This is a genomic window from Pseudomonas sp. B7, from assembly GCF_016735645.1.
Classification (GTDB): Bacteria; Pseudomonadota; Gammaproteobacteria; order Pseudomonadales; family Pseudomonadaceae; genus Aquipseudomonas; species Aquipseudomonas glycinae.
Genome location: NZ_JAERRE010000015.1, coordinates 107,663 through 129,058, shown reverse-complemented (window position 1 = coordinate 129,058; position 21,396 = coordinate 107,663). Strand labels below are relative to the sequence as shown.

The 21,396-nt window shown below is 60.5% G+C and carries 24 protein-coding genes and 1 pseudogene; 12 read left to right on the top strand and 13 right to left on the bottom strand.

All coding sequences use genetic code 11. The features are described from left to right. Positions 1–262: 262 nt before the first annotated feature. The 3 genes from infA to aat all read right to left on the bottom strand — a co-directional run bounded on the left by infA (position 263) and on the right by aat (position 2,040). The gene (gene infA, locus JKA62_RS27215) at positions 263–481 is read right to left on the bottom strand and encodes a translation initiation factor IF-1 (RefSeq protein ID WP_002553999.1); all 219 of its coding nucleotides are present in this window, start codon (positions 479–481) and stop codon (positions 263–265) included. Between the two features lie 112 nt (positions 482–593). Further along, entirely contained in the window at positions 594–1,301 is a 708-nt protein-coding gene (locus tag JKA62_RS27210; protein WP_011334947.1) for an arginyltransferase, read from the bottom strand. Between the two features lie 58 nt (positions 1,302–1,359). After that, on the bottom strand, positions 1,360–2,040 hold the full coding sequence (gene aat, locus JKA62_RS27205) for a leucyl/phenylalanyl-tRNA--protein transferase (protein ID WP_201820397.1): 681 nt from the start codon (positions 2,038–2,040) through the stop codon (positions 1,360–1,362). Between the two features lie 521 nt (positions 2,041–2,561). Between aat and JKA62_RS27200 the strand changes: the two genes are divergently transcribed. From JKA62_RS27200 to cysG, 6 genes are all read left to right on the top strand, one after another. Further along, positions 2,562–4,970: a DNA translocase FtsK gene (locus JKA62_RS27200; RefSeq protein WP_045121862.1), complete on the top strand. Its 2,409-nt coding sequence runs from the start codon at positions 2,562–2,564 to the stop codon at positions 4,968–4,970. Positions 4,971–5,048: 78 nt separating this feature from the next. Beyond that, positions 5,049–5,669: an outer membrane lipoprotein chaperone LolA gene (lolA, locus tag JKA62_RS27195; protein WP_011334944.1), complete on the top strand. Its 621-nt coding sequence runs from the start codon at positions 5,049–5,051 to the stop codon at positions 5,667–5,669. Between the two features lie 24 nt (positions 5,670–5,693). Continuing rightward, positions 5,694–7,016 (top strand): replication-associated recombination protein A, encoded by a 1,323-nt coding sequence (locus JKA62_RS27190; RefSeq protein WP_201820394.1) that lies wholly within the window; start codon positions 5,694–5,696, stop codon positions 7,014–7,016. Then, positions 7,016–7,390 (top strand): fluoride efflux transporter CrcB, encoded by a 375-nt coding sequence (gene crcB / locus JKA62_RS27185; RefSeq protein ID WP_007958188.1) that lies wholly within the window; start codon positions 7,016–7,018, stop codon positions 7,388–7,390. Before JKA62_RS27190 ends, crcB begins: the two co-directional genes overlap by 1 nt. 15 nt (positions 7,391–7,405) lie before the next feature. After that, on the top strand, positions 7,406–8,686 hold the full coding sequence (serS, locus tag JKA62_RS27180) for a serine--tRNA ligase (protein ID WP_064380676.1): 1,281 nt from the start codon (positions 7,406–7,408) through the stop codon (positions 8,684–8,686). Next, on the top strand, positions 8,687–10,081 hold the full coding sequence (gene cysG, locus JKA62_RS27175) for a siroheme synthase CysG (RefSeq protein ID WP_201820391.1): 1,395 nt from the start codon (positions 8,687–8,689) through the stop codon (positions 10,079–10,081). A gap of 45 nt (positions 10,082–10,126) precedes the next feature. On the opposite strand, the gene JKA62_RS27170 is transcribed toward cysG, so the two are convergent. The 8 genes from JKA62_RS27170 to JKA62_RS27135 all read right to left on the bottom strand — a co-directional run bounded on the left by JKA62_RS27170 (position 10,127) and on the right by JKA62_RS27135 (position 14,749). Beyond that, on the bottom strand, positions 10,127–11,128 hold the full coding sequence (locus JKA62_RS27170) for a glutathione S-transferase family protein (RefSeq protein WP_201820388.1): 1,002 nt from the start codon (positions 11,126–11,128) through the stop codon (positions 10,127–10,129). A gap of 91 nt (positions 11,129–11,219) precedes the next feature. Then, complete coding sequence (locus JKA62_RS27165; protein ID WP_201820385.1) at positions 11,220–12,221, bottom strand: glycosyl transferase family protein; 1,002 nt, start codon at positions 12,219–12,221, stop codon at positions 11,220–11,222. Continuing rightward, positions 12,218–12,553: a TusE/DsrC/DsvC family sulfur relay protein gene (locus JKA62_RS27160; RefSeq protein ID WP_064380667.1), complete on the bottom strand. Its 336-nt coding sequence runs from the start codon at positions 12,551–12,553 to the stop codon at positions 12,218–12,220. The genes JKA62_RS27165 and JKA62_RS27160 overlap by 4 nt, the downstream gene beginning before the upstream one ends. Further along, entirely contained in the window at positions 12,550–12,843 is a 294-nt protein-coding gene (gene tusB, locus JKA62_RS27155; protein WP_201820381.1) for a sulfurtransferase complex subunit TusB, read from the bottom strand. Before tusB ends, JKA62_RS27160 begins: the two co-directional genes overlap by 4 nt. Beyond that, positions 12,843–13,199 carry a sulfurtransferase complex subunit TusC gene (gene tusC / locus JKA62_RS27150; RefSeq protein ID WP_201820379.1) on the bottom strand — a complete coding sequence of 119 codons (357 nt, stop codon included), beginning with the start codon at positions 13,197–13,199 and terminating at the stop codon, positions 12,843–12,845. Before tusC ends, tusB begins: the two co-directional genes overlap by 1 nt. A gap of 1 nt (position 13,200) precedes the next feature. Next, complete coding sequence (gene tusD / locus JKA62_RS27145; RefSeq protein WP_041475586.1) at positions 13,201–13,593, bottom strand: sulfurtransferase complex subunit TusD; 393 nt, start codon at positions 13,591–13,593, stop codon at positions 13,201–13,203. A gap of 100 nt (positions 13,594–13,693) precedes the next feature. Continuing rightward, positions 13,694–14,395: a YoaK family protein gene (locus tag JKA62_RS27140; protein WP_011334934.1), complete on the bottom strand. Its 702-nt coding sequence runs from the start codon at positions 14,393–14,395 to the stop codon at positions 13,694–13,696. Between the two features lie 24 nt (positions 14,396–14,419). Beyond that, positions 14,420–14,749 (bottom strand): DUF6388 family protein, encoded by a 330-nt coding sequence (locus JKA62_RS27135; protein ID WP_007958215.1) that lies wholly within the window; start codon positions 14,747–14,749, stop codon positions 14,420–14,422. A gap of 135 nt (positions 14,750–14,884) precedes the next feature. Here JKA62_RS27135 and JKA62_RS27130 point away from each other — a divergent pair, with 135 nt between their 5' ends. After that, positions 14,885–15,235: a hypothetical protein gene (locus JKA62_RS27130; protein ID WP_201820377.1), complete on the top strand. Its 351-nt coding sequence runs from the start codon at positions 14,885–14,887 to the stop codon at positions 15,233–15,235. 64 nt (positions 15,236–15,299) lie between these two features. Here the strand turns inward: JKA62_RS27130 and JKA62_RS27125 are convergent, their stop codons facing one another. Further along, a complete protein-coding gene (locus JKA62_RS27125) occupies positions 15,300–15,725 on the bottom strand; it encodes a GNAT family N-acetyltransferase (RefSeq protein ID WP_085654285.1) in 426 nt (141 codons plus the stop codon). 137 nt (positions 15,726–15,862) lie between these two features. Between JKA62_RS27125 and JKA62_RS27120 the strand changes: the two genes are divergently transcribed. The 4 genes and pseudogenes from JKA62_RS27120 (at position 15,863) to JKA62_RS27105 (ending at position 18,959) form a co-directional block, all read left to right on the top strand. Beyond that, complete coding sequence (locus JKA62_RS27120) at positions 15,863–16,300, top strand: hemerythrin domain-containing protein (protein WP_011334931.1); 438 nt, start codon at positions 15,863–15,865, stop codon at positions 16,298–16,300. A 223-nt stretch (positions 16,301–16,523) separates the two neighbouring features. Beyond that, the gene (locus JKA62_RS27115) at positions 16,524–17,159 is read left to right on the top strand and encodes a lytic polysaccharide monooxygenase auxiliary activity family 9 protein (RefSeq protein WP_011334930.1); all 636 of its coding nucleotides are present in this window, start codon (positions 16,524–16,526) and stop codon (positions 17,157–17,159) included. A gap of 40 nt (positions 17,160–17,199) precedes the next feature. Continuing rightward, positions 17,200–18,225: pseudogene (locus tag JKA62_RS27110) on the top strand (chitinase); the annotation flags it as partial. A gap of 143 nt (positions 18,226–18,368) precedes the next feature. Then, positions 18,369–18,959, top strand: a complete 591-nt coding sequence (locus tag JKA62_RS27105) for an NUDIX domain-containing protein (RefSeq protein ID WP_201820371.1) — start codon at positions 18,369–18,371, stop codon at positions 18,957–18,959. Here the strand turns inward: JKA62_RS27105 and JKA62_RS27100 are convergent. Continuing rightward, entirely contained in the window at positions 18,956–19,471 is a 516-nt protein-coding gene (locus JKA62_RS27100; protein ID WP_011334927.1) for a methylated-DNA--[protein]-cysteine S-methyltransferase, read from the bottom strand. The two genes, JKA62_RS27105 and JKA62_RS27100, sit on opposite strands and share 4 nt — an antisense overlap. Before the next feature lie 134 nt (positions 19,472–19,605). Between JKA62_RS27100 and ggt the strand changes: the two genes are divergently transcribed. After that, positions 19,606–21,333: a gamma-glutamyltransferase gene (gene ggt, locus JKA62_RS27095; RefSeq protein WP_201820368.1), complete on the top strand. Its 1,728-nt coding sequence runs from the start codon at positions 19,606–19,608 to the stop codon at positions 21,331–21,333. The last annotated feature ends 63 nt before the right edge of the window (positions 21,334–21,396 follow it).

Below are 21,396 nucleotides of genomic sequence, written 5' to 3'. Positions count from 1 at the left end.
AGGTGCAGCGAAGCAAACCGTAGGCGATGCCCCCTGATGGACACCGTAGCGAGGGAACACTGAGCCTAAGCGAAGTGCCGTACGCCGGGGCAAAAGCCTTTTGGTTCCTTTTTGGCGTTTGAAAAAGTGACTCGCTGTAAGAGTGAAACCGCCAGCGGCAGCTCCCGAAGCAACGGATATACACCCAAAACTCAAGCACAAGCCCAAAACCCAGACAAACAAAAACGCCCGGCATTAAGCCGGGCGTCTTGTATTGACTTGATTAGCGAGCGCGGTAAGTAATACGCCCTTTGCTCAAGTCATAGGGCGTCAGCTCGACGCGCACTTTGTCACCGGTAAGAATACGAATGTAGTTCTTGCGCATCTTGCCGGAAATATGCGCGGTTACGACGTGCCCATTTTCCAACTCCACACGAAACATGGTGTTGGGCAGGGTGTCGACGACAGTGCCTTCCATTTCGAAGCTGTCTTCTTTCGACATGCAGTAAAGCCCTCGGTATCCAATGAATGGCCCGGTGCAACTGCGCCAGGCAAAAGCGGCGTGCATTGTGCCCGAAAAATGGGGTTTACGCCAAGGGGTTTAGGGTTTGCATTCAGTTCAGGACGACCCAGCGCTGATTGATCAGCAGTTCGATAGGCCGATATTGGGTCTTGTAGTTCATCTTTTTGCAGTTTTTGATCCAGTAACCCAGGTACACCGCCTCAAGCCCCAGCCGCTGGGCTTCGGCGATTTGCCAGAGGATCGCGTAGCGTCCGAGGCTGCGGCGTTCTTCCTGCGGTTCGTAAAAGGTGTAGACCGCCGACAGGCCGTTGGGCAGCAGATCGGTCACGGCAACTGCGAGCAACCGTCCGTCGAGCCGGAACTCGTAAAAGCGTGAGAAGGGCAGGTCGCGTACCAGAAAAGTCGAGAATTGATCGCGGCTCGGCGGGTACATGTCGCCGTCGGCGTGGCGCTGTTCGATGTAGCGCTGATAGAGGTCGAAGTACTCTTCGCTGAACGCCGGCTTGACCGGGCGCACCTGCAAATCGACGTTGCGCTTGAAAATGCGTTTCTGCTGCCGGTTGGGGTTGAACTGCGCAACAGGAATGCGCGCAGGCACGCAGGCATTGCAGTTCTGGCAATGCGGGCGGTACAGGTGATCGCCGCTGCGACGAAAGCCCATTTCTGACAGGTCTGCGTAGACATGCACATCCATGGGCTGGCTCGGATCGAGAAACAGGGTCGTCGCCTGTTCCTCGGGCAGATAACTGCAAGAGTGAGGCTGAGTGGCATAAAACTTCAACCGCGCCAACTCGGTCATGATCAACCCTCAAGGGTAAGCTGGTGAATTAAGTGTAAGCCACGCGCGCAAAAGTCGCTCAGCAAACCCAGGTCGCATGATTGGGTTGATCGAGGTGTCGGGCCAGATAGTCGGCGAATGTCTGCCGTGAAATGGCCCGGGCGCCGAGGCTGTGCAGGTGGTCGGTTGGCATCTGGCAGTCGATCAGGACGAACCCGGCTTCTCTCAGATGTTGCACCAGTGTGGCAAAGCCGTACTTGGAGGCATTGTCCGCGCGGCTGAACATCGACTCGCCGAAGAACAGTTGCCCCATCGCCAGGCCGTACAGGCCGCCGACCAGTTCGCCCTCATCCCAGACTTCCACCGAATGGGCAAAGTCGCGTCGATGCAATTCGATATAGGCGTCCTGCATCGCTTCGGTGATCCAGGTGCCGTCGGCGTATTCCCGGGGAGCGGCGCAAGCGCGGATCACGGCGTCGAAATCCTGATCGAAGGTCACTCGATAGCGTTGTTTACGCATCAGTTTGCCGAGGCTGCGCGAGACGTGCAGTTCGTCGGGAAAAAGCACGGTGCGCGGATCCGGCGACCACCAGAGAATCGGCTGGCCTTCGGAAAACCATGGAAAGCAGCCATGGCGATAGGCCTGGATCAAGCGATCGGCGGACAGGTCGCCTCCGGCCGCCAGCAGTCCGTTGGGATCGCGCATGGCCTTTTCCAGTGGCGGGAAAGTCAGTGAATTGCGTTGTAACCAAGTCAGCATGGCGTCCAGGCTTGCAGAAGGGGAGGGCGGTGGGCGCTGGGCCCGCGGTAAAGTGTGCCGGGAAATGACGCGAATGTCCTCCATTGCGGTGCTGCGTGTGTGCCGCTGCAACTTGAGCATCCAGATGCGGTCGTAATCCGGCGCAACACCGCTGCGGGCAAGGTCACCGATGCCAATGTGCAGCGCTCAGGGGAGATGAGGCGCGAATGCTTCGCTACGTTCATCAAATACACCTCATAAGCCTTTGTCACAAAAGACAATGCATGCTCAAATTGAACGCCGGGCGTTGTGCATTTGGCTATGCTTGAACCAGCGGCCGTGAAGCATGGCATCGAACGCGCAAACCCGTACAATGCCGGGCTGTTACAGAATATTCGCCGCGTGCCGTGTTTATAAAAGGCGGGGCGCAGTGTTAAAACTAGTCTCCGTTGCGCCCGTCAATTTTTTACCTGCCTGGATTGGGCAGTTTTTTATCGTCATTCAATAGATGGACGCGCCTCTGGCGCAGGAAAAGAAGCGTTTTGAAGAAATCCACGGAAGCACCAAAAACAGTCGTTCCGCTCTGGCGTCAACAGTTGCACTACCGGCTCAAGGAAGGTGCATTGATCGCCATCGGCGCCTTGTGCCTGTTCCTGATGATGGCGTTGCTGACCTACGGCAAGGACGATCCGGGCTGGAGCCACAACAGCAAGATCGACGACGTGCAGAACTTCGGCGGTCCGGCCGGCTCCTACAGCGCCGACATCCTGTTCATGGTGCTGGGTTACTTCGCCTATATCTTCCCGTTGCTGCTGGCGATCAAGGCGTATCAGATCTTCCGTCAGCGTCACGAGCCGTGGCAGTGGAGCGGCTGGCTGTTCTCCTGGCGCCTGATCGGACTGGTGTTCCTGGTGTTGTCCGGCGCCGCGCTGGCGCATATCCATTTCCATGCTGCCACCGGCCTGCCGGCTGGCGCCGGTGGTGCGCTGGGTGAAAGCCTTGGTGACCTGGCCCGCAATGCCCTGAACATTCAGGGCAGCACGTTGCTGTTCATTGCGCTCTTCCTGTTCGGCCTGACGGTGTTCACCGACCTTTCGTGGTTCAAGGTGATGGACATCACCGGCAAGATCACCCTCGACCTGTTCGAACTGTTCCAGGGCGCGGTCAACCGTTGGTGGTCGGCGCGTACCGAGCGCAAGCAACTGGTCGCGCAACTGCGTGAAGTCGACGATCGCGTGCATGACGTGGTTGCACCAACGGTCACCGACAAACGCGAGCAGGCCAAGGTCAAGGAACGTCTGATCGAGCGCGAGCAGGCCCTGAGCAAGCACATGTCCGAGCGCGAGAAACAGGTGCCGCCGGTCATCGCCCCGGCCCCGGTCAAGGCGCCGGAGCCAAGCAAGCGCGTGCAGAAAGAGAAGCAGGTGCCGTTGTTCGTCGACAGCGCCGTGGAAGGCACCTTGCCGCCGATCTCGATTCTCGATCCTGCAGAAAAGAAACAACTCAATTATTCGCCCGAATCCCTGGCGGCGGTCGGCCACTTGCTGGAGATCAAGCTCAAGGAATTCGGCGTCGAAGTCACCGTGGATTCGATTCACCCCGGTCCGGTCATTACCCGTTACGAAATCCAGCCTGCTGCGGGCGTGAAGGTCAGTCGTATCGCCAACCTGGCGAAAGACCTTGCACGTTCGCTGGCCGTGACCAGCGTGCGGGTGGTGGAAGTGATTCCGGGCAAGACCACGGTCGGTATCGAGATTCCCAACGAAGACCGGCAGATCGTGCGCTTCTCCGAAGTGCTGTCGACGCCTGAGTACGACAACTTCAAGTCGCCGGTCACACTGGCCCTGGGCCACGACATCGGCGGCAAGCCGGTCATCACCGACCTGGCGAAGATGCCGCACCTGCTGGTGGCCGGTACCACCGGTTCCGGTAAGTCGGTGGGCGTGAACGCGATGATTCTGTCTATCCTGTTCAAGTCCGGCCCGGACGACGCCAAGCTGATCATGATCGACCCGAAAATGCTCGAGCTGTCGATCTACGAAGGCATTCCGCACCTGCTGTGCCCGGTCGTGACCGACATGAAGGACGCCGCCAACGCCCTGCGCTGGAGCGTGGCCGAGATGGAGCGTCGCTACAAGCTGATGGCGAAGATGGGCGTGCGAAACCTGTCCGGCTTCAACGCCAAGGTCAAGGAAGCCCAGGACGCCGGCGAGCCGCTGAGCGATCCGCTGTACAAACGCGAAAGCATCCACGACGAAGCGCCACTGTTGCAGAAGCTGCCGACCATCGTCGTGGTCGTGGACGAATTCGCCGACATGATGATGATCGTCGGCAAGAAGGTCGAAGAACTGATCGCCCGAATCGCCCAGAAGGCGCGTGCGGCCGGTATCCACCTGATCCTCGCGACCCAGCGGCCGTCGGTGGACGTGATCACCGGTCTGATCAAGGCCAACATCCCGACCCGGATGGCGTTCCAGGTGTCGAGCAAGATCGACTCCCGGACCATCATCGACCAAGGCGGCGCCGAGCAACTGCTCGGCCACGGTGACATGCTCTACATGCCGCCGGGCACCAGCCTGCCGATTCGGGTCCACGGCGCCTTCGTGTCCGACGATGAAGTTCACCGGGTGGTTGAAGCCTGGAAACTGCGCGGCGCGCCGGAATACAACGACGACATCCTCAACGGTGTCGAAGAGGCGGGCAGTGGTTTCGAAGGCAGCAGCGGCGGCGGTGACGGCGATGATCCGGAAGCCGACGCGCTGTACGACGAAGCCGTGCAGTTCGTACTGGAAAGCCGTCGCGCCTCCATCTCCGCTGTACAGCGCAAGCTGAAGATCGGTTACAACCGTGCCGCGCGCATGATCGAAGCCATGGAAATGGCCGGGGTCGTGACGTCGATGAACACCAACGGTTCCCGCGAAGTCCTGGCCCCTGGCCCGGTACGCGACTGATTCGATACCCTGATCCAAATGCAATGGGCGGTGCATGAAGCGCCGTCCACTTTCCCACGAGTATTCAAGAGGACTCCCATGCGTCTTATCCGCATGTTGCTGCCGGTACTGGCTCTGACCACCCTCACGGCTCACGCCGATGACAAGGATGTGGCTCGCCTGACCCAATTGCTGGAAACATCCAAGACCCTGACCGCCAATTTTTCCCAACTGACCCTCGACGGCAGCGGCACCCAGTTGCAGGAAACCACCGGCGACATGACCCTGCAGCGTCCGGGCCTGTTCTACTGGCACACCAATGCGCCCGCCGAGCAGACCATGGTCTCCGACGGCAAGAAGGTCACCCTGTGGGACCCGGACCTGGAACAGGCCACTATCAAGAAGCTCGATGAGCGTCTGACCCAGACCCCGGCTCTGTTGCTGTCCGGCGACGTATCGAAAATCAGCCAGAGTTTCGACATCACCGCCAAAGAGGCCGGCGGCGTGATCGACTTCACCCTGAAGCCGAAAACCAAGGACACCCTGTTCGACAGCCTGCGTCTGTCGTTCCGCAACGGTCTGGTCAATGACATGCAACTGATCGATAGCGTCGGCCAGCGCACCAACATCCTGTTTACCGGTGTGAAGGCCAACGAAGCGGTCCCGGCATCGAAGTTCAAGTTCGACATCCCGAAGGGTGCCGATGTGATCCAGGAATAAATACAGAGGTTTCAACGGTACGTGATGGATCTGTTTCGCAGTGCACCGATTGCCCAGCCACTGGCCGCCCGTTTGCGGGCGACCAATCTGGATGAGTACGTCGGTCAGGAACACGTGCTCGCTCGCGGCAAGCCTCTGCGCGAGGCGCTGGAGCAGGGTGCCCTGCATTCGATGATCTTCTGGGGGCCGCCGGGCGTGGGCAAGACCACGTTGGCGCGGTTGCTGGCGGAAGTCTCGGATGCGCACTTCGAAACGGTTTCGGCGGTGCTGGCCGGGGTCAAGGAGATCCGTCAGGCGGTGGAAATCGCCAAGCAGCAGGCCGGCCAATACGGCAAGCGCACGATTCTGTTTGTCGATGAAGTACACCGCTTCAACAAGTCTCAACAGGACGCCTTCCTGCCGTACGTTGAAGACGGCACGCTGATCTTCATTGGCGCCACCACCGAAAACCCTTCGTTCGAACTGAACAACGCATTGCTGTCGCGGGCGCGGGTCTACGTGCTCAAGAGCCTCGACGAAGCGGCGTTGCGCAAACTGGTGCACCGCGCGCTCACCGAAGAACGTGGTCTGGGCAAGCGTCATCTGACCCTCAGCGATGAAGGCTTCCAGATGCTGCTGACCGCCGCCGATGGCGATGGCCGGCGCCTGCTGAATTTGCTGGAAAACGCCTCGGACCTGGCCGAAGACCACAGTGAGATGGGCACCGAGCTGCTGCAAAGCCTGCTCGGCGACACTCGCCGGCGTTTCGACAAGGGCGGCGAAGCGTTCTACGACCAGATTTCCGCACTGCACAAATCGGTGCGCGGCTCCAATCCGGACGGCGCGCTGTACTGGTTTGCGCGAATGATCGACGGCGGCTGCGATCCGCTGTATCTGGCCCGGCGCGTGGTGCGCATGGCCAGCGAAGACATCGGCAACGCCGACCCTCGTGCCTTGAGCCTGTGCCTGGCCGCGTGGGAAGTGCAGGAACGTCTCGGCAGCCCGGAAGGTGAGTTGGCAGTGGCTCAGGCCATCACTTATCTGGCCTGTGCGCCGAAAAGCAATGCGGTGTACATGGGCTTCAAGACCGCACTGCGAGCCGCCGCCGAACACGGCTCGCTGGAGGTGCCGCTGCACCTGCGCAATGCGCCGACCAAATTGATGAAGCAATTGGGTTATGGCGACGAATACCGTTACGCCCACGACGAACCGGACGCCTATGCGGCCGGCGAAGACTATTTCCCGGAAGAACTCGACCCGATTCCGTTCTACCAGCCGGTGCCCCGTGGCCTGGAGTTGAAGATCGGCGAAAAGCTCAACCACCTCGCCCAACTTGATCGTTTAAGCCCCCGGCAGCGGAGAAAATAGTGGTTCCACTGATCGTTGCAGTCTCCGTCGGCGGGATTGCCGGCACCTTGTTGCGCTTCGCCACTGGCAATTGGGTCAACGCCAATTGGCCGCGGCACTTCTATACCGCGACGCTGGCCGTTAATATCGTGGGCTGTCTGCTGATTGGCGTGTTGTACGGCCTGTTTTTGATACGCCCGGAAGTACCGATCGAGGTGCGTGCCGGGTTGATGGTCGGCTTCCTAGGGGGGCTGACGACATTTTCATCCTTTTCACTGGATACGGTGCGCCTGCTGGAAAGCGGGCAAGTGCCGCTGGCCCTGGGCTATGCGGCCATCAGCGTATTCGGCGGGCTGCTCGCGACGTGGGCCGGCCTGTCCCTGACCAAACTTTGATAACGAGAAACCGACATGCTCGATTCCAAACTGTTACGTAGCAACCTTCAGGACGTAGCGGACCGCCTGGCTTCCCGTGGCTTTGCCCTGGATGTCGCGCGCATCGAAGCGCTGGAAGAACAGCGCAAGACCGTCCAGACCCGCACCGAAGCACTGCAGGCTGAGCGTAACGCGCGTTCCAAATCCATCGGTCAGGCCAAGCAGCGCGGCGAAGACATCGCGCCGCTGATGGCGGACGTCGAGCGCATGGCGGGCGAACTGAGCGCCGGTAAAGTCGAGCTGGACGCGATCCAGACCGAACTGGATTCGATTCTGCTGGGCATCCCGAACCTGCCGCACGAATCGGTACCGGTCGGCGAAGACGAAGACGGTAACGTCGAAGTCCGTCGCTGGGGCACCCCGACAGCCTTCGATTTCCCGGTTCAGGACCACGTGGCCCTGGGCGAGAAGTTCGGCTGGCTCGATTTCGAAACCGCCGCCAAGCTGTCCGGCGCACGCTTTGCGCTGCTGCGCGGCCCGATTGCTCGTCTGCATCGAGCACTGGCGCAGTTCATGATCAACCTGCACGTCACCGAGCACGGCTACGAAGAGGCTTACACGCCTTATCTGGTTCAGGCCCCGGCGCTGCAAGGCACCGGTCAACTGCCGAAGTTCGAAGAAGACCTGTTCAAGATCGCCCGCGAAGGCGAAGCCGATCTGTACCTGATCCCGACCGCCGAAGTGTCGCTGACCAACATCGTGGCTGGTGAAATCGTCGATTCGAAACAGCTGCCGATCAAGTTCGTCGCTCACACTCCGTGCTTCCGCAGCGAAGCCGGCGCGTCGGGTCGTGACACTCGCGGCATGATCCGTCAGCACCAGTTCGACAAAGTTGAAATGGTCCAGATCGTCGAGCCGTCGAAGTCGATGGAAGCGCTGGAAAGCCTGACCGCCAACGCCGAGAAAGTTCTGCAACTGCTGGGTCTGCCTTACCGTACCCTGGCGCTGTGCACCGGCGACATGGGCTTCAGCGCGGTCAAGACTTACGACCTTGAAGTGTGGATCCCGAGCCAGGACAAATACCGCGAAATCTCGTCGTGCTCCAACTGCGGCGACTTCCAGGCCCGCCGCATGCAGGCGCGTTTCCGCAATCCGGAAACCGGCAAGCCCGAGCTGGTGCACACCCTGAACGGTTCCGGTCTGGCAGTCGGTCGTACCCTGGTGGCCGTGCTGGAAAACTACCAGCAGGCCGACGGTTCGATCCGTGTGCCGGACGTGCTGAAACCGTACATGGGTGGCCTTGAGGTCATCGGCTAAATGAAATATCTGCCGCTGTTTCACAACCTGCGCGGCAGTCGTGTGTTGGTCGTCGGTGGGGGGGAGATTGCCTTGCGCAAGTCCCGCCTGCTGGCCGATGCCGGTGCGCTGCTGCGGGTGGTCGCACCTGAAATCGAAGCGCAACTGCGCGAACTGGTTACCGCCAGCGGTGGCGAATGCCTGCTGCGTGGCTATGCCGAAACGGATCTGGACGGTTGCGGGCTGATCATTGCCGCCACCGATGACGAAGCGTTGAACGCGCAGGTCTCCGCCGATGCCCACCGGCGCTGTGTGCCGGTCAATGTGGTCGATGCGCCGGCGCTGTGCAGCGTGATCTTCCCGGCGATTGTCGATCGTTCACCGCTGATCATTGCGGTTTCCAGCGGCGGCGATGCGCCGGTGCTGGCCCGGCTGATCCGCGCCAAGATCGAAACCTGGATTCCTTCGACCTACGGCCACCTGGCCGGTCTGGCTGCGCGGTTTCGTGAGCAGGTCAAAGGCCTGTTTCCGGATGTTCAGCAGCGTCGCGGTTTTTGGGAAGACGTGTTCCAGGGGCCGATTGCTGATCGGCAACTGGCAGGACAGGGCGCCGAAGCCGAACGTTTGCTGCAAGCCAAGATTGACGGCGAAGCCATGGTCACGACCGGCGAGGTGTATCTTGTTGGGGCAGGACCGGGCGATCCGGATCTGCTGACCTTCCGCGCCTTGCGCCTGATGCAGCAAGCCGATGTGGTGCTGTACGACCGCTTGGTGGCTCCGGCGATTCTTGAGCTGTGCCGCCGCGATGCCGAGCGTGTCTACGTCGGCAAACGTCGCGCCGATCACGCCGTGCCGCAGGATCAGATCAACCAGCAACTGGTGGATCTGGCCAAAGCCGGCAAGCGTGTGGTGCGGTTGAAGGGCGGGGATCCGTTCATTTTCGGCCGTGGCGGCGAAGAGATCGAGGAACTGGCGGCCCATGGCATTCCGTTTCAGGTGGTGCCGGGCATCACGGCGGCCAGCGGTTGCGCGGCGTATGCCGGGATTCCGCTGACTCATCGCGATTATGCGCAATCGGTGCGTTTCGTCACCGGGCACTTGAAAGACGGTTCCACCGATCTGCCGTGGTCGGACCTCGTCGCGCCGGCTCAGACGCTGGTGTTCTACATGGGGTTGGTGGGGTTGCCGATCATCTGCGAGCAGTTGATCAAACATGGTCGCGCGACCGATACCCCGGCAGCGCTGATCCAGCAGGGCACCACGGTCAATCAGCGGGTCTTCACCGGCACGCTGGCCGACTTGCCGCGTCTGGTGGCGGAGCATGAAGTGCATGCGCCGACGCTGGTGATCGTCGGCGAAGTGGTGCAACTGCGCGAGAAACTGGCGTGGTTCGAGGGCGCTCAGGGTCAAATCTGACGGCTCTGAGAGGATCGTCCCCACGCGGTGGGAACGATCCTGCTCTCAACCTCGGCGCCAAACCCCTTTCCCGCCCAACCGGTCCCGGTCATGGGCAACAGTGAAATCCTGCTTCGGCCCCTTCGGCACAACCCCGGTCGGGTTGATGGTCTTGTGGCTGCCGTAGTAGTGATGCTTGATGTGCTGGAAATCCACGGTCTCGGCAACGCCCGGCCATTGGTACATCTCACGCAGCCAGTTCGACAGGTTCGGATAATCGCTGATCCGCCGCAGATTGCATTTGAAGTGCCCGTGGTACACCGCGTCGAAACGGATCAGCGTGGTGAACAACCGCACGTCCGCCTCGGTGAGGTATTCGCCCGTCAGATAACGGTTGGCGTCGAGCACCTGCTCCAGATGATCCAGTTCGGCAAATACGTCATCGAATGCTTCTTCATAGGCGTTCTGCGAGGTGGCAAACCCGGCGCGGTACACGCCGTTGTTCACGGCGGGGTAGATCCGCTCGTTCAACGCATCGATTTCGCCGCGTAATGGCGCTGGATAGAAGTCCAGATCGTTGCCGGTCAAGTCATCGAAGGCGCTGTTGAACATGCGGATGATCTCCGCCGATTCATTGCTGACGATGCGTTTGAGCTTCTTGTCCCATAGCACCGGCACGGTGACGCGCCCGGTGTAGTCGGCGGTGTCAGCGGTGTAGCGCTGGTGCATGAAATCGAAGTGGTCGAGTTTGTCGCCGGTCGAACCGAGGTTCTGATCGAAGGTCCAGCCGTTTTCCAGCATCAGCCAGCTGACGACAGAAACGTCGATCAGGCTTTCCAGGCCCTTGAGCTTGCGCAGGATCAGCGTGCGATGAGCCCACGGGCACGCCAGGGAGACGTAAAGGTGATAACGCCCGGCCTCGGCGGCGAAACCGCCTTCACCGCTCGGGCCCGGCTCGCCGTTGCGAGTGACCCAGTTACGGCGCTGCGCCTGTTCGCGCTGGAAGGCGCCGTCCTTGCTGCTTTCGTACCACTTGTCCTGCCAGCGGCCGTCGACGAGTGAACCCATGATCAAGACTCCAAAAACCAATATTCGTTGGAGCCGAGTCTATTCCCATGAGTTCGAACAAAAAGCGCAAAGTTCGGGCGTTAATGATCGGTTAAATCGATTTATCCCGCGCGGCCCAGTATTGCTCGGCAGTTTCGAAAGCCTGCTCACGGCTCTGACCGAGGCCACGCAGTGCCAACGCCATGGTCGAAATCAGCGCCATTTGCGGGTAACTGTCGATCACATCCCCACGCCAGACGGCCTTCAAATGCTCGATATCCAGCGAAGAAGGTTTGACGTGACGCTGCGCCGACAGCTGCGGCCATTCCTCGTCCCAGCTCTCGCCGCCAGTGGTGCCGTACAAGTGGCTGTCGGCATCCGGATTGATCTCGATTTCGCCGCCGTCGCCCTTGATCACGATTGCGGTGTCGCCAAGCAGGCCGCTGGCATCGCGGTGCACTGCCTGATAGCCGGGGTGGAAAATACTCTGCAGGCCACAACGCGCTCCCAGCGGATTGAGAATCCGCGCCAGTGAGTGAATCGGCGAGCGCAGGCCGAGGGTGTTGCGCAGGTCGATCATCCGTTGCAATTGCGGCGCCCAGTCCACCAGCGGCATGAACGCCAGGCCACCGTTATCCAGCGCCACGCCAACCTGTTGCCAGTTGCGACACAGCGGGATGTTCAGTTCACCGAGCAGTTGTTCGGAGTACAAGCGCCCGGCGGTGTGGGCGCCGCCGCCGTGCATGAAGATACGCACGCCGTTCTGTGCCAGGCACTTGGCGGCCAGCAGATACCATGGCAGGTGACGCTTCTTGCCGGCATAGGTCGGCCAGTCCAGATCGACGTTCAGTGCTGGCGCCTGCAAGCGCTCGCGCAGGGCCTCGGTGAACCCGGCCATTTCCTCGGCGCTTTCTTCCTTGTGCCGCAGCAGCATCAGGAAGGCGCCGAGCTGGGTTTCTTCGACCGCTTCGTCGAGCACCATGCCCATGGCTTCCCGCGCTTCCTCGCGGGTCAGGTCGCGGGCGCCGCGCTTGCCCTTGCCGAGGATGCGCACGAACTGGGCGAACGGATGTTCGGCGGGCGTTTCGAGGGTCAGCGCTGGATAGTCGGTCATAGGCAATTCGTCGGTTTGGGCAGGCCCGCCAGTTTCGCGGCGAGTTTGGCAGGGGTGCCTTTGAACAGTCGGTTCAGGTGCAGGCTGTTGCCTTTCTCCGCGCCGAGCTTGAGCGCGGTGTACTTGATCAGCGGCCGGGTGGCCGGAGACAACTGGAATTCGGCATAGAAGCTGCGCAGCAGTTCGAGGATTTCCCAATGTTCCGGGCTCAGCTCGATGTCTTCGGCAGCGGCGAGGGCGCTGGCGACTTCGGCCGACCAGTCGTTGAGGTCGACCAGGAAGCCGTCCTTGTCCAGTTCGATGGCGCGGGTGCCGACGGTCAGCGCATTCATAGCCAGGAGTTGACCTTGTCGTGGTGGATCGACAACTCGACGAAGGCGGGGTAATCGATGGCTTCGGCCCAGTCCGGAACCTGCACGGCACGGGCTTGCGCGTCTTCGGCCAGCACGAACAATTTCACTTTACGGAATTCCAGCGCACTGAACGGCGCAGTGCCGGGTTGCAACGCATAAGCGGCATCGCCCGACAGCAACAGCGCATCGCTGGCACCCAGCAGGCGCAGGCAACTGGTCAGGCGTTCGTCGCCGAACGGGGAATGGGACAACACATGCAGAGTCGACATCAGAGGGTGATCACCTGGTCGTAACGGTCAATAAGGGCGGTGATTTCATCGGCGGCCAAGGGCTGCGCCTCGTCCAGCGAACGATCGCCGAGGCCGCGAACCCTGGCGCTGTCGGCGCAGTAGAACAGCTCTTCGACGCCGAACATCGGCAGCGCTTGCAGGTTGGCGCTCAGGTCTTTCTGCTGCAGTGCCTTGGCGTTTTGCCCGGCCGCCAGTTGCAACACGCCGTCGTCGAGAAACAGCAGACCGATCGGCAGATCGAAGGCGCCGCCGGCGAGCACGATGTCCAGCGCTTCGCGGGCGCCGGGGCCGGACCACGGCGATTGGCGGCTGATGATCAGAAGGGATTTGGCCATGTCAGGCGCCTCCGAAACAGATCAGGCGGTCGGCATCCTGCACCGCGTCATGCAACTGGCCGAGGCCGGACAATTCCCACGGTGCGCTGACGGCCACGGCATCACGCTGATAACGCCCGGCTTCCTCGGCATTCAACACGCCACGGCGCAGGGCGGCGGCGATGCACACCACGCCGTCGAGGTTTTGTTCGGTGATGAAATTGCGCCATTGCTTGGGCAGGTCCAGCTCGTCCTGCGGCGTGACCACGGCGTCGGACGCGTTGTGGACCCCGTCCTGATAGAAAAACAGCCGGACAATTTCATGCCCGCCGGCCAGCGCAGCCTGGGCGAACAGCAGGGCGCGGCGCGAGGAGGGCGCATGGGCGGCGGAAAACAGCGCAATGGCGAACTTCATGACGGACTCGATCAGCAAAACTGCGGCCATGATAAAGCTTTCTCGGCGGGGCGGCGAAGTCGATGTTTCCCGTGTCCGTCCTGATGCGATCAGGTGTCTGTCAGCGCGGCATGTAGCCCAACTGCCAGCGCCGCGGAATTTTCAGGGTCAGCAGCCCCAGAACGCCAGCGAACAGACCGCTGACCAGCATCGCCCGAAGTCCCAGATGATGCTCCAGCACCGCCCCCAGAATGGCGCCGACCAGCATCCCGCTCCACGGCACCAGTTGCACCCGCCAGCCGCTTCGCCGTTCGCCGAGCACCCAGCGGCCCAATCCACGACCGAATCGGGACAAGGCGCCGGTGACGTACGTCAGCCCGACCGGCAGACCGTTTACTTCTTCTACCGCCGCGTTGAGCATGCCCATCGCAATGATCGCCGCCAACAGGGCCGGCAGTTGCGTGTCAAAGGGCCAGGCTGCCAAACAGAGCAGAGCGGCGATGGACAACAACAGGGGCAGCGCCCGCCGTCCACCCAGTCGGCTGACTACAACCCCGAGGGCATTACCGACAATGAACGTCGCGACGAGCAGGATCAGCCTTATTGTCAGGCCGCTGTCGCCATCGCTGATTGCCACGGCCAGCCGCGTGGTGTTGCCGCTCATGAAGGAAACGAAATCGCCGCTGGCCATGAAGCCGATGGCGTCGGTCATGCCGGCCAGTACCGACAGGCTGGCAACCAGCGCCAGGCCCACACGGCCGCGCCATTTCTGTATGTGAAGATGTCCGGGGCTGGCGCGGTGGGTCGAAGTCGAAGGCAGCATCGATAAAGCGTCCTTGAGCAGGGTTTACGGTTCTATGCCATACAGATCGCAATATTCCAGCCAGTCCATGCCGGCCATTTCCGCGACTTCGCGATGAACTTCCAGGCGTTGCGCCTGATATTCCTCGGGCGTCGCGGCAGTCAGTTGCAACGTCAGTTCCCAGGCAAACAGCCCCTGGCTTTCGGCCTCAGCTTCGAAGGCTTCGTGCAGGCGTTCTTCGCGGTACTGCGCCTGGGTTTCGCCCTTGGCCTGGGCCAAGAGCGGGTTGAGGTGATCGAGGGCTTCGCGCAGTTCGGGGCGTGCATCGAGAAACAGTTTCAGGGCCTGTTCGTGTCGCTGGTCAGTAGGCGCCATGGGCTTTCCTTGTAAGGCTGATGACCGTTAATGTGCCGCAGCGGCCGGCATGTGTCGCGCTTTAAATGCAGTAAAGCAGAACGATTTTTCCGGCTGCGGTGATACAGTCCGCTTTTTTCCGAATGAGCGAATGCAATGCGAATGCTGATGGTGGCGCTGGCGACAACCCTGCTGGCCGGTTGCGCGGGCTCGGCGATGGAAGACGCCCGCACGCAAACCCCTTACAAGACCCTGAGCTCGGAGAAGCCCGAAAAAGACGTGGCCCGATGCGTTCAGTTCGCCTGGCAGGACGAAGCGGTGTTCGGCGTGGACGCGGCGGCGTATCTGCAACCGGGCAAGAAGGGTGGTTCAACGGTTTACACGCGCTCGGCTGAGTCGTTTGTCGACTTGAGCACGGATGCGTCCGGCACCATGTTGAACTACTACGCGCAGAAGGATGATTTTGTGGCCAAGCGCCGCTTGGCGGCGTTGGCGACCTGTCTGTAACGGGCGGTTGAATGCATTGAAGCATGCGCGACCCTCGCCAGCCTGCGGGCGAGGGTCGCTGAATTCAATCAATCAAACGCTTCTGGAAAAAATGCCGCTTGTGCCCCAGCGGATAATCCACAATCTCGCCACACTCGGTATACCCCAGTTTTTTGTAGAACCCGGGCGCCTGAAAATCAAAGGTATCGAGCCAGATCCCCACGCAGTCTTTTCCCCGGGCGAATTCCTCGACCATGTTCATCAGCTTCGAGCCGATGCCCTGTCCCCGGCCTTCTTCCGGCACCGCCAGTAACTCGATAAACAGCCACCGATAGAACGTGTGCCCATAGAGGCCACCGAGGATCGCGTCGTTGTCGTCGCGTACCAATAGCGCGACCGGTTCGTACAGCGAAGGTCCGGCTTTGGCGATGTTATGGGCACGCAGCGGCGCCAGGATGGCCGCGCGCTGTTCTTCGGTGGGGTCCTGTGACAGCTCGATCCGCAACGTCATGTTGTCTTCCTTGTAGTAATGAATCGGCAGCCTATCGCGCCACCGTCGGTTGAAGCAATCGCTTGGAACCGTTGCTCCTGCGCCGCGGTCTAGCCCTTCAGGGCGTCCATCCGGAACGCGTTTGCCTGGGAGATTCCATGAACATTTTCGAAGCCCTGCGTGAAAGCCACGATCGTCAGCGGACCTATGCGAAATCGTTGATCAAGACCAGCGGTGACACCCCGGAAAGGGTCGAGGCCTACAAGCAGTTGAAGGCTGAGCTGCAAGCCCATGAAACGGCTGAAGAGCGCCATTTCTATATTCCGCTGATGGAGTACGACAACGGTATCGACCTCAGTCGGCATGCCATCGCCGAGCACCATGAAATGGACGAAATGATGGAAGAACTCGACGAGACCGAGATGTCCAGCCCGGCCTGGTTGGCCACGGCGAAAAAGCTTTCGGAGAAGGTCCATCACCACTTGCAGGAAGAAGAGCAGAAATTCTTCCAGATGGCCGGCAAATTGCTCGACGACAAGCAAAAGGTACAGCTCGCCGGGCAGTATCAAAAGGAGTTCGAGGCACAGCTTCCCTGAACCGGTAAATGCAGGTTTTTGTTATGACGCGGTGTAGTCTTTTTGCCATGCGACGGGTGAGCGTCGTCGCAATGAACTGTGTTTATATACAGTATTTTCGGCGTTTTTCGAGTTTCGTCGAGGCAGACTGCGACAAAACCGCCGATGGACAAAAAATCCCCCTCCGTTAGCTTGAAGGCCTCTCCTCGGACAGGAGAGTTCTTAAATCAACGGAGTGAAAAACATGAACCAACCACAAGCTCAAACCCAACTGCGACACGGTCGCGTCATTTCCCCTGCAAGCCGCGGCGCGGTGGCCATCGAGCAAGGATTGCTCGGCGGCTGGCAGGTCAATGAAATGGAAGGTGGCAAGAACTTCCCGGCACTCGCGGCCGGTCCGTTCCCGGCGCCGTTCGAAAGCGACAACCCGAGCGTCGTACCGCCTGCTGACGGCTATATTCTCAGTGGCGGCAAGAACGATGCACGTGACTGCGTGAACTTCACTGCAGAAGAAATGAGCAAGAAACTCGGGCGTCCGTTCTCCTGGCCGCTGCTCAATGTCACTCCCGGCCAGACCCTTGAGGTCAAATGGGAGTACACCGCACCGCACACCACCCGCGGTTACCGCTGGCTGATCACCAAGGATGGCTGGGACCCGAAACAACGCATCACCCGAGCGCAGCTGGAGGCGCAACCGTTCGCCGAGGATTTCTATCCGCAAGTCCCGTACTACAGTCATGCGGCGGAATTGAAAGCCAAGGTCAATCACGCTGTGAAACTTCCAGGCAACAAGCAAGGGCATCACGTCATCGTCCTGATGTGGATCGTCGCCAACACCGGCAACGCCTTCTATCAGGCCTTCGATGTGGACTTCAAATAAGCCCGCAACGCCAAACCCACAGGTTCTGAAGGATTAGAACATGTCAAACATCGACTTCACCCTATTGAAAAACCAGGCCAGCGACGCGGCGTCGCTGATGCCGAGCCTTGCCGGCAAGAAGATCCTCATGGGCTTCTGGCACAACTGGCCGGCCGGCCCGAGCGATGGTTACCAGCGCGGCCAGTTCGCCAACATCGCCCTGGAAAACGTGCCGAAGGAGTACAACGTGGTCGCGGTGGCCTTCATGAAGGGCAGCGGGATTCCGACCTTCAAGCCGTTCAACGTCTCCGATGCCGAGTTCCGCCGTCAGGTCGGCGTGCTCAACAGTCAGGGGCGGGCCGTGCTGATTTCCCTGGGCGGTGCCGATGCGCACATCGAGTTGCGCGCCGGCCAGGAGCAACCACTGGCCAATGAAATCATCCGTCTGGTGGAAACCTACGGTTTTGATGGCCTGGACATCGATCTTGAACAGAGCGCGATTGATTTCGCCGCCAACAAGACCGTCCTGCCAGCCGCGCTGAAACTGGTCAAGGATCACTACGCCGGCCAAGGCAAGCATTTCATCATCAGCATGGCGCCGGAGTTCCCGTACCTGACCACCTCCGGCAAATACGTCGGTTATCTGCAGGCGCTGGAAGGCTATTACGACTTCATCGCTCCGCAGTTCTACAACCAGGGCGGCGACGGGGTCTGGGTGCCGGAGGCCAATAACGGCAACGGGGCGTGGATCGCCCAGAACAACGACACGATGAAAGAAGACTTCCTCTATTACCTGACCGAGAGCCTGGTCACCGGCACTCGCGGTTTTACGAAGATCCCGGCGGACAAGTTCGTCATCGGCCTGCCGGCCAACGTCGATGCCGCCGCCACCGGTTACGTGATCGACAAAACCGTGGTCGGCAACGCGATGAAACGCCTGGCGGTCAAAGGGCATCCGATCAAGGGCCTGATGACCTGGTCGGTGAACTGGGACAACGGCACCAGCAAGGATCGCGTGCCGTACGACTGGGAATTCAGTCGGCGTTACGGACCGCTGATTCACGGGGCGCCGTCTGCGGCGCAGGGCGCTGATGCAGCAACGGTGAACGTGGCACATCAGTAGTCAATGAAGGAAAAGCCCGGTAGCGCTGCCGGGCTTTTTTTCGTCGGCGGTTCGCAGCATTTCACCTACCATGGCCATCTTCCAATGACAAAAAAGGATCAGGCGTCATGTCCAACACAGCCGAGCGGGTCAACATCGTCGATACCCAAGTGTTGTCCCACGACTGGTATCTGCTGAAGAAAATCACCTTCGACTACCACCGCAACAACGGTGACTGGCAGCGTCAGACGCGCGAGGTTTACGACCGTGGCAATGGCGCGGCGATTCTGCTGTTCAACCGCGAGCAACGCACCGTGGTGCTGACCCGGCAGTTCCGCCTGCCGGTGTTCGTCAACGGTCACGACGGCTTGCTGATTGAAGTGGCGGCCGGACTGCTTGAAGGCGCGGCGCCGGAGCAGCGCATTCGCGACGAGGCCGAGGAAGAAACCGGCTACCGCGTGCATGACGTGAAGAAGGTGTTCGAGGCCTACATGAGTCCCGGCTCGGTGACCGAGAAGCTGCACTTTTTCATCGCCGAGTACGATGCTTCGTCAAAGGTCAGTGAAGGGGGCGGTCTGGAAGAAGAGACCGAGGAACTTGAAGTGCTGGAGTGGCGTTTCGAGGACGCGCTGGCGGCGTTCCAGCGGGGTGAAATCTGCGATGCCAAGACCATCATGCTGCTGCAGTATGCGGCGATGAATAACCTGTTTGGCGGTTAAAACAGATCGCCGGTTTTACCGATGTCCGACCACTGGCCACCCTCCAGAGTCAGCAAGCGCTCCTTCGCTTCCAGGCCTCCGGCAAACCCGGTCAGTTTTCCTGAGGCGCCGATGACTCGATGGCACGGCGCGATGATCGAAATCGGATTGCGCCCGTTCGCCGCGCCAACGGCACGCACCGCGCTCGGGTGGCCGATCTGTTCGGCGATCTGGCTGTAGGTCCGGGTTTCGCCAAACGGAATGGTCAGTAGCGCGGCCCAGACTTTTTTCTGGAACTCGGTGCCGGCAAAGTCCAGCTCCAGATCGAACGCGTTTCGCGTTCCTGCAAAATATTCTTCCAGCTGTCGCGCGGTTTTCATCAATACCGGGTTGTCCGGTGCCTCGCTCATTGGCCCGAGGCGCACTCGGTTCGGTTTGTCGTTTTCCCAGAGGATGGCGGCCAGACGTGAGCCGTTCGCGACCAGCTTCAACTCGCCGACGGGCGAGGGCAGGGTGATGAACGTGTAGGCCATGGGAAAAACTCCGGGAGGGGCGCGAAAACTGCGCCCAGCATACTGCCGGATCGGGGAGGCGCAAACCGCAATCACGACCATACTGGCTGATGCTCTAAGCGCTTTCCTACCTTATAAAAAGAAGAGACCGACTCATGAAGTACGAACCTTTTGCCAAATCGCTGATTGCGACCTCGTTGGCGCTCAGCTGCCTCATGGCGCACGCCGCCTCGGTTGCCCCGGTTGCTGCCGAAAACGGCATGGTGGTCACCGCCCAGCACCTGGCCACCCACGTGGGTGTCGACGTGTTGAAAAGTGGCGGCAACGCGGTGGATGCGGCGGTCGCCGTGGGTTATGCACTGGCGGTGGTTTACCCGGCGGCGGGCAACCTCGGTGGCGGTGGTTTCATGACCATTCAACTGGCGGACGGACGCAAGACCTTCCTCGATTTCCGCGAAAAAGCCCCGCTGGCCGCGACGGCCAACATGTATCTCGACAAGGACGGCAACGTCATTCCGGATCTGAGTACCCGTGGTCACCTCGCGGTCGGCGTTCCGGGCACCGTGTCCGGCATGGAGCTGGCGCTGAGCAAGTACGGCACCAAGGCGCGCAAGGACATGATCGCCCCAGCGATCAAACTGGCGGAAGAAGGTTTCGAGCTGGAACAGGGCGACGTCGAGCTTCTGGAGTACGCGACCGACGTATTCAAGAAGGACATCAAGGATTCCGGCGCGATCTTTTTGAGCAACGGCGAGCCGATGCAGGTCGGGCAGAAACTGGTGCAGAAGGATCTGGGCAAAACCCTGCGCACCATTTCCGAAAAAGGCGCCGACGGCTTCTACAAAGGCTGGGTGGCCGACGCCATCGTCACCTCCAGTCAGGCCAACAAGGGCATCATCACCCAGGCCGACCTCGACAAGTACAAGACCCGCGAACTGGCCCCGGTGGAGTGCGACTATCGCGGTTATCACGTGGTATCGGCACCGCCGCCAAGCTCCGGCGGCGTCGTGATCTGCCAGATCATGAACATTCTCGAAGGCTATCCGATGAAGGATCTGGGCTTCCATTCTGCCCAGGGCATGCACTACCAGATCGAGGCGATGCGTCACGCATACGTGGATCGCAACAATTATCTGGGCGATCCGGATTTCGTGAAAAACCCGATCGAACACCTGCTGGACAAGAACTACGCGACCAAGCTGCGTGACGCGATCCAGCCGCAGAAGGCCGGCGTTTCGGCGGAACTCAAGCCCGGCGTCGCGCCTCATGAAGGCAGCAACACCACGCACTACTCGATCGTCGACAAATGGGGCAACGCGGTCTCGGTCACCTACACCCTCAACGACTGGTTCGGCGCCGGTGTGATGGCGAGCAAGACCGGGGTGATCCTCAACGATGAAATGGACGACTTCACCTCCAAGGTCGGCGTGCCGAACATGTACGGTCTGGTGCAGGGCGAAGCCAATGCCATTGCTCCGGGCAAGGCACCATTGTCATCGATGAGCCCGACTATCGTCACCAAGGACGGCAAGGTGGTGATGGTGGTCGGTACGCCGGGCGGCAGTCGCATCATTACCGCGACGTTGCTGACCATGCTCAACGTCATCGACTACGGCATGGGCCTGCAGGAAGCGGTCGACGCTCCACGTTTCCACCAGCAGTGGATGCCGGAGGAAACCAACCTCGAAGACTTCGCCGCCAGCCCCGACACCAAGAAGATTCTCGAGAGCTGGGGCCACAAGTTCGCGGGTCCGCAGGACGCCAACCACATCGCCGCGATTCTGGTTGGTGCACCGTCGCTGGGTGGCAAACCGGTCGGCAAGAACCGCTTCTACGGCGCCAACGATCCACGGCGCAACACCGGGTTGTCATTGGGTTACTGAGCGGAGTAAAAAGGGGGCGGGCACAGGTCCGCCCCTGTCCAAGGACCGATCAAGGAAGGCTCA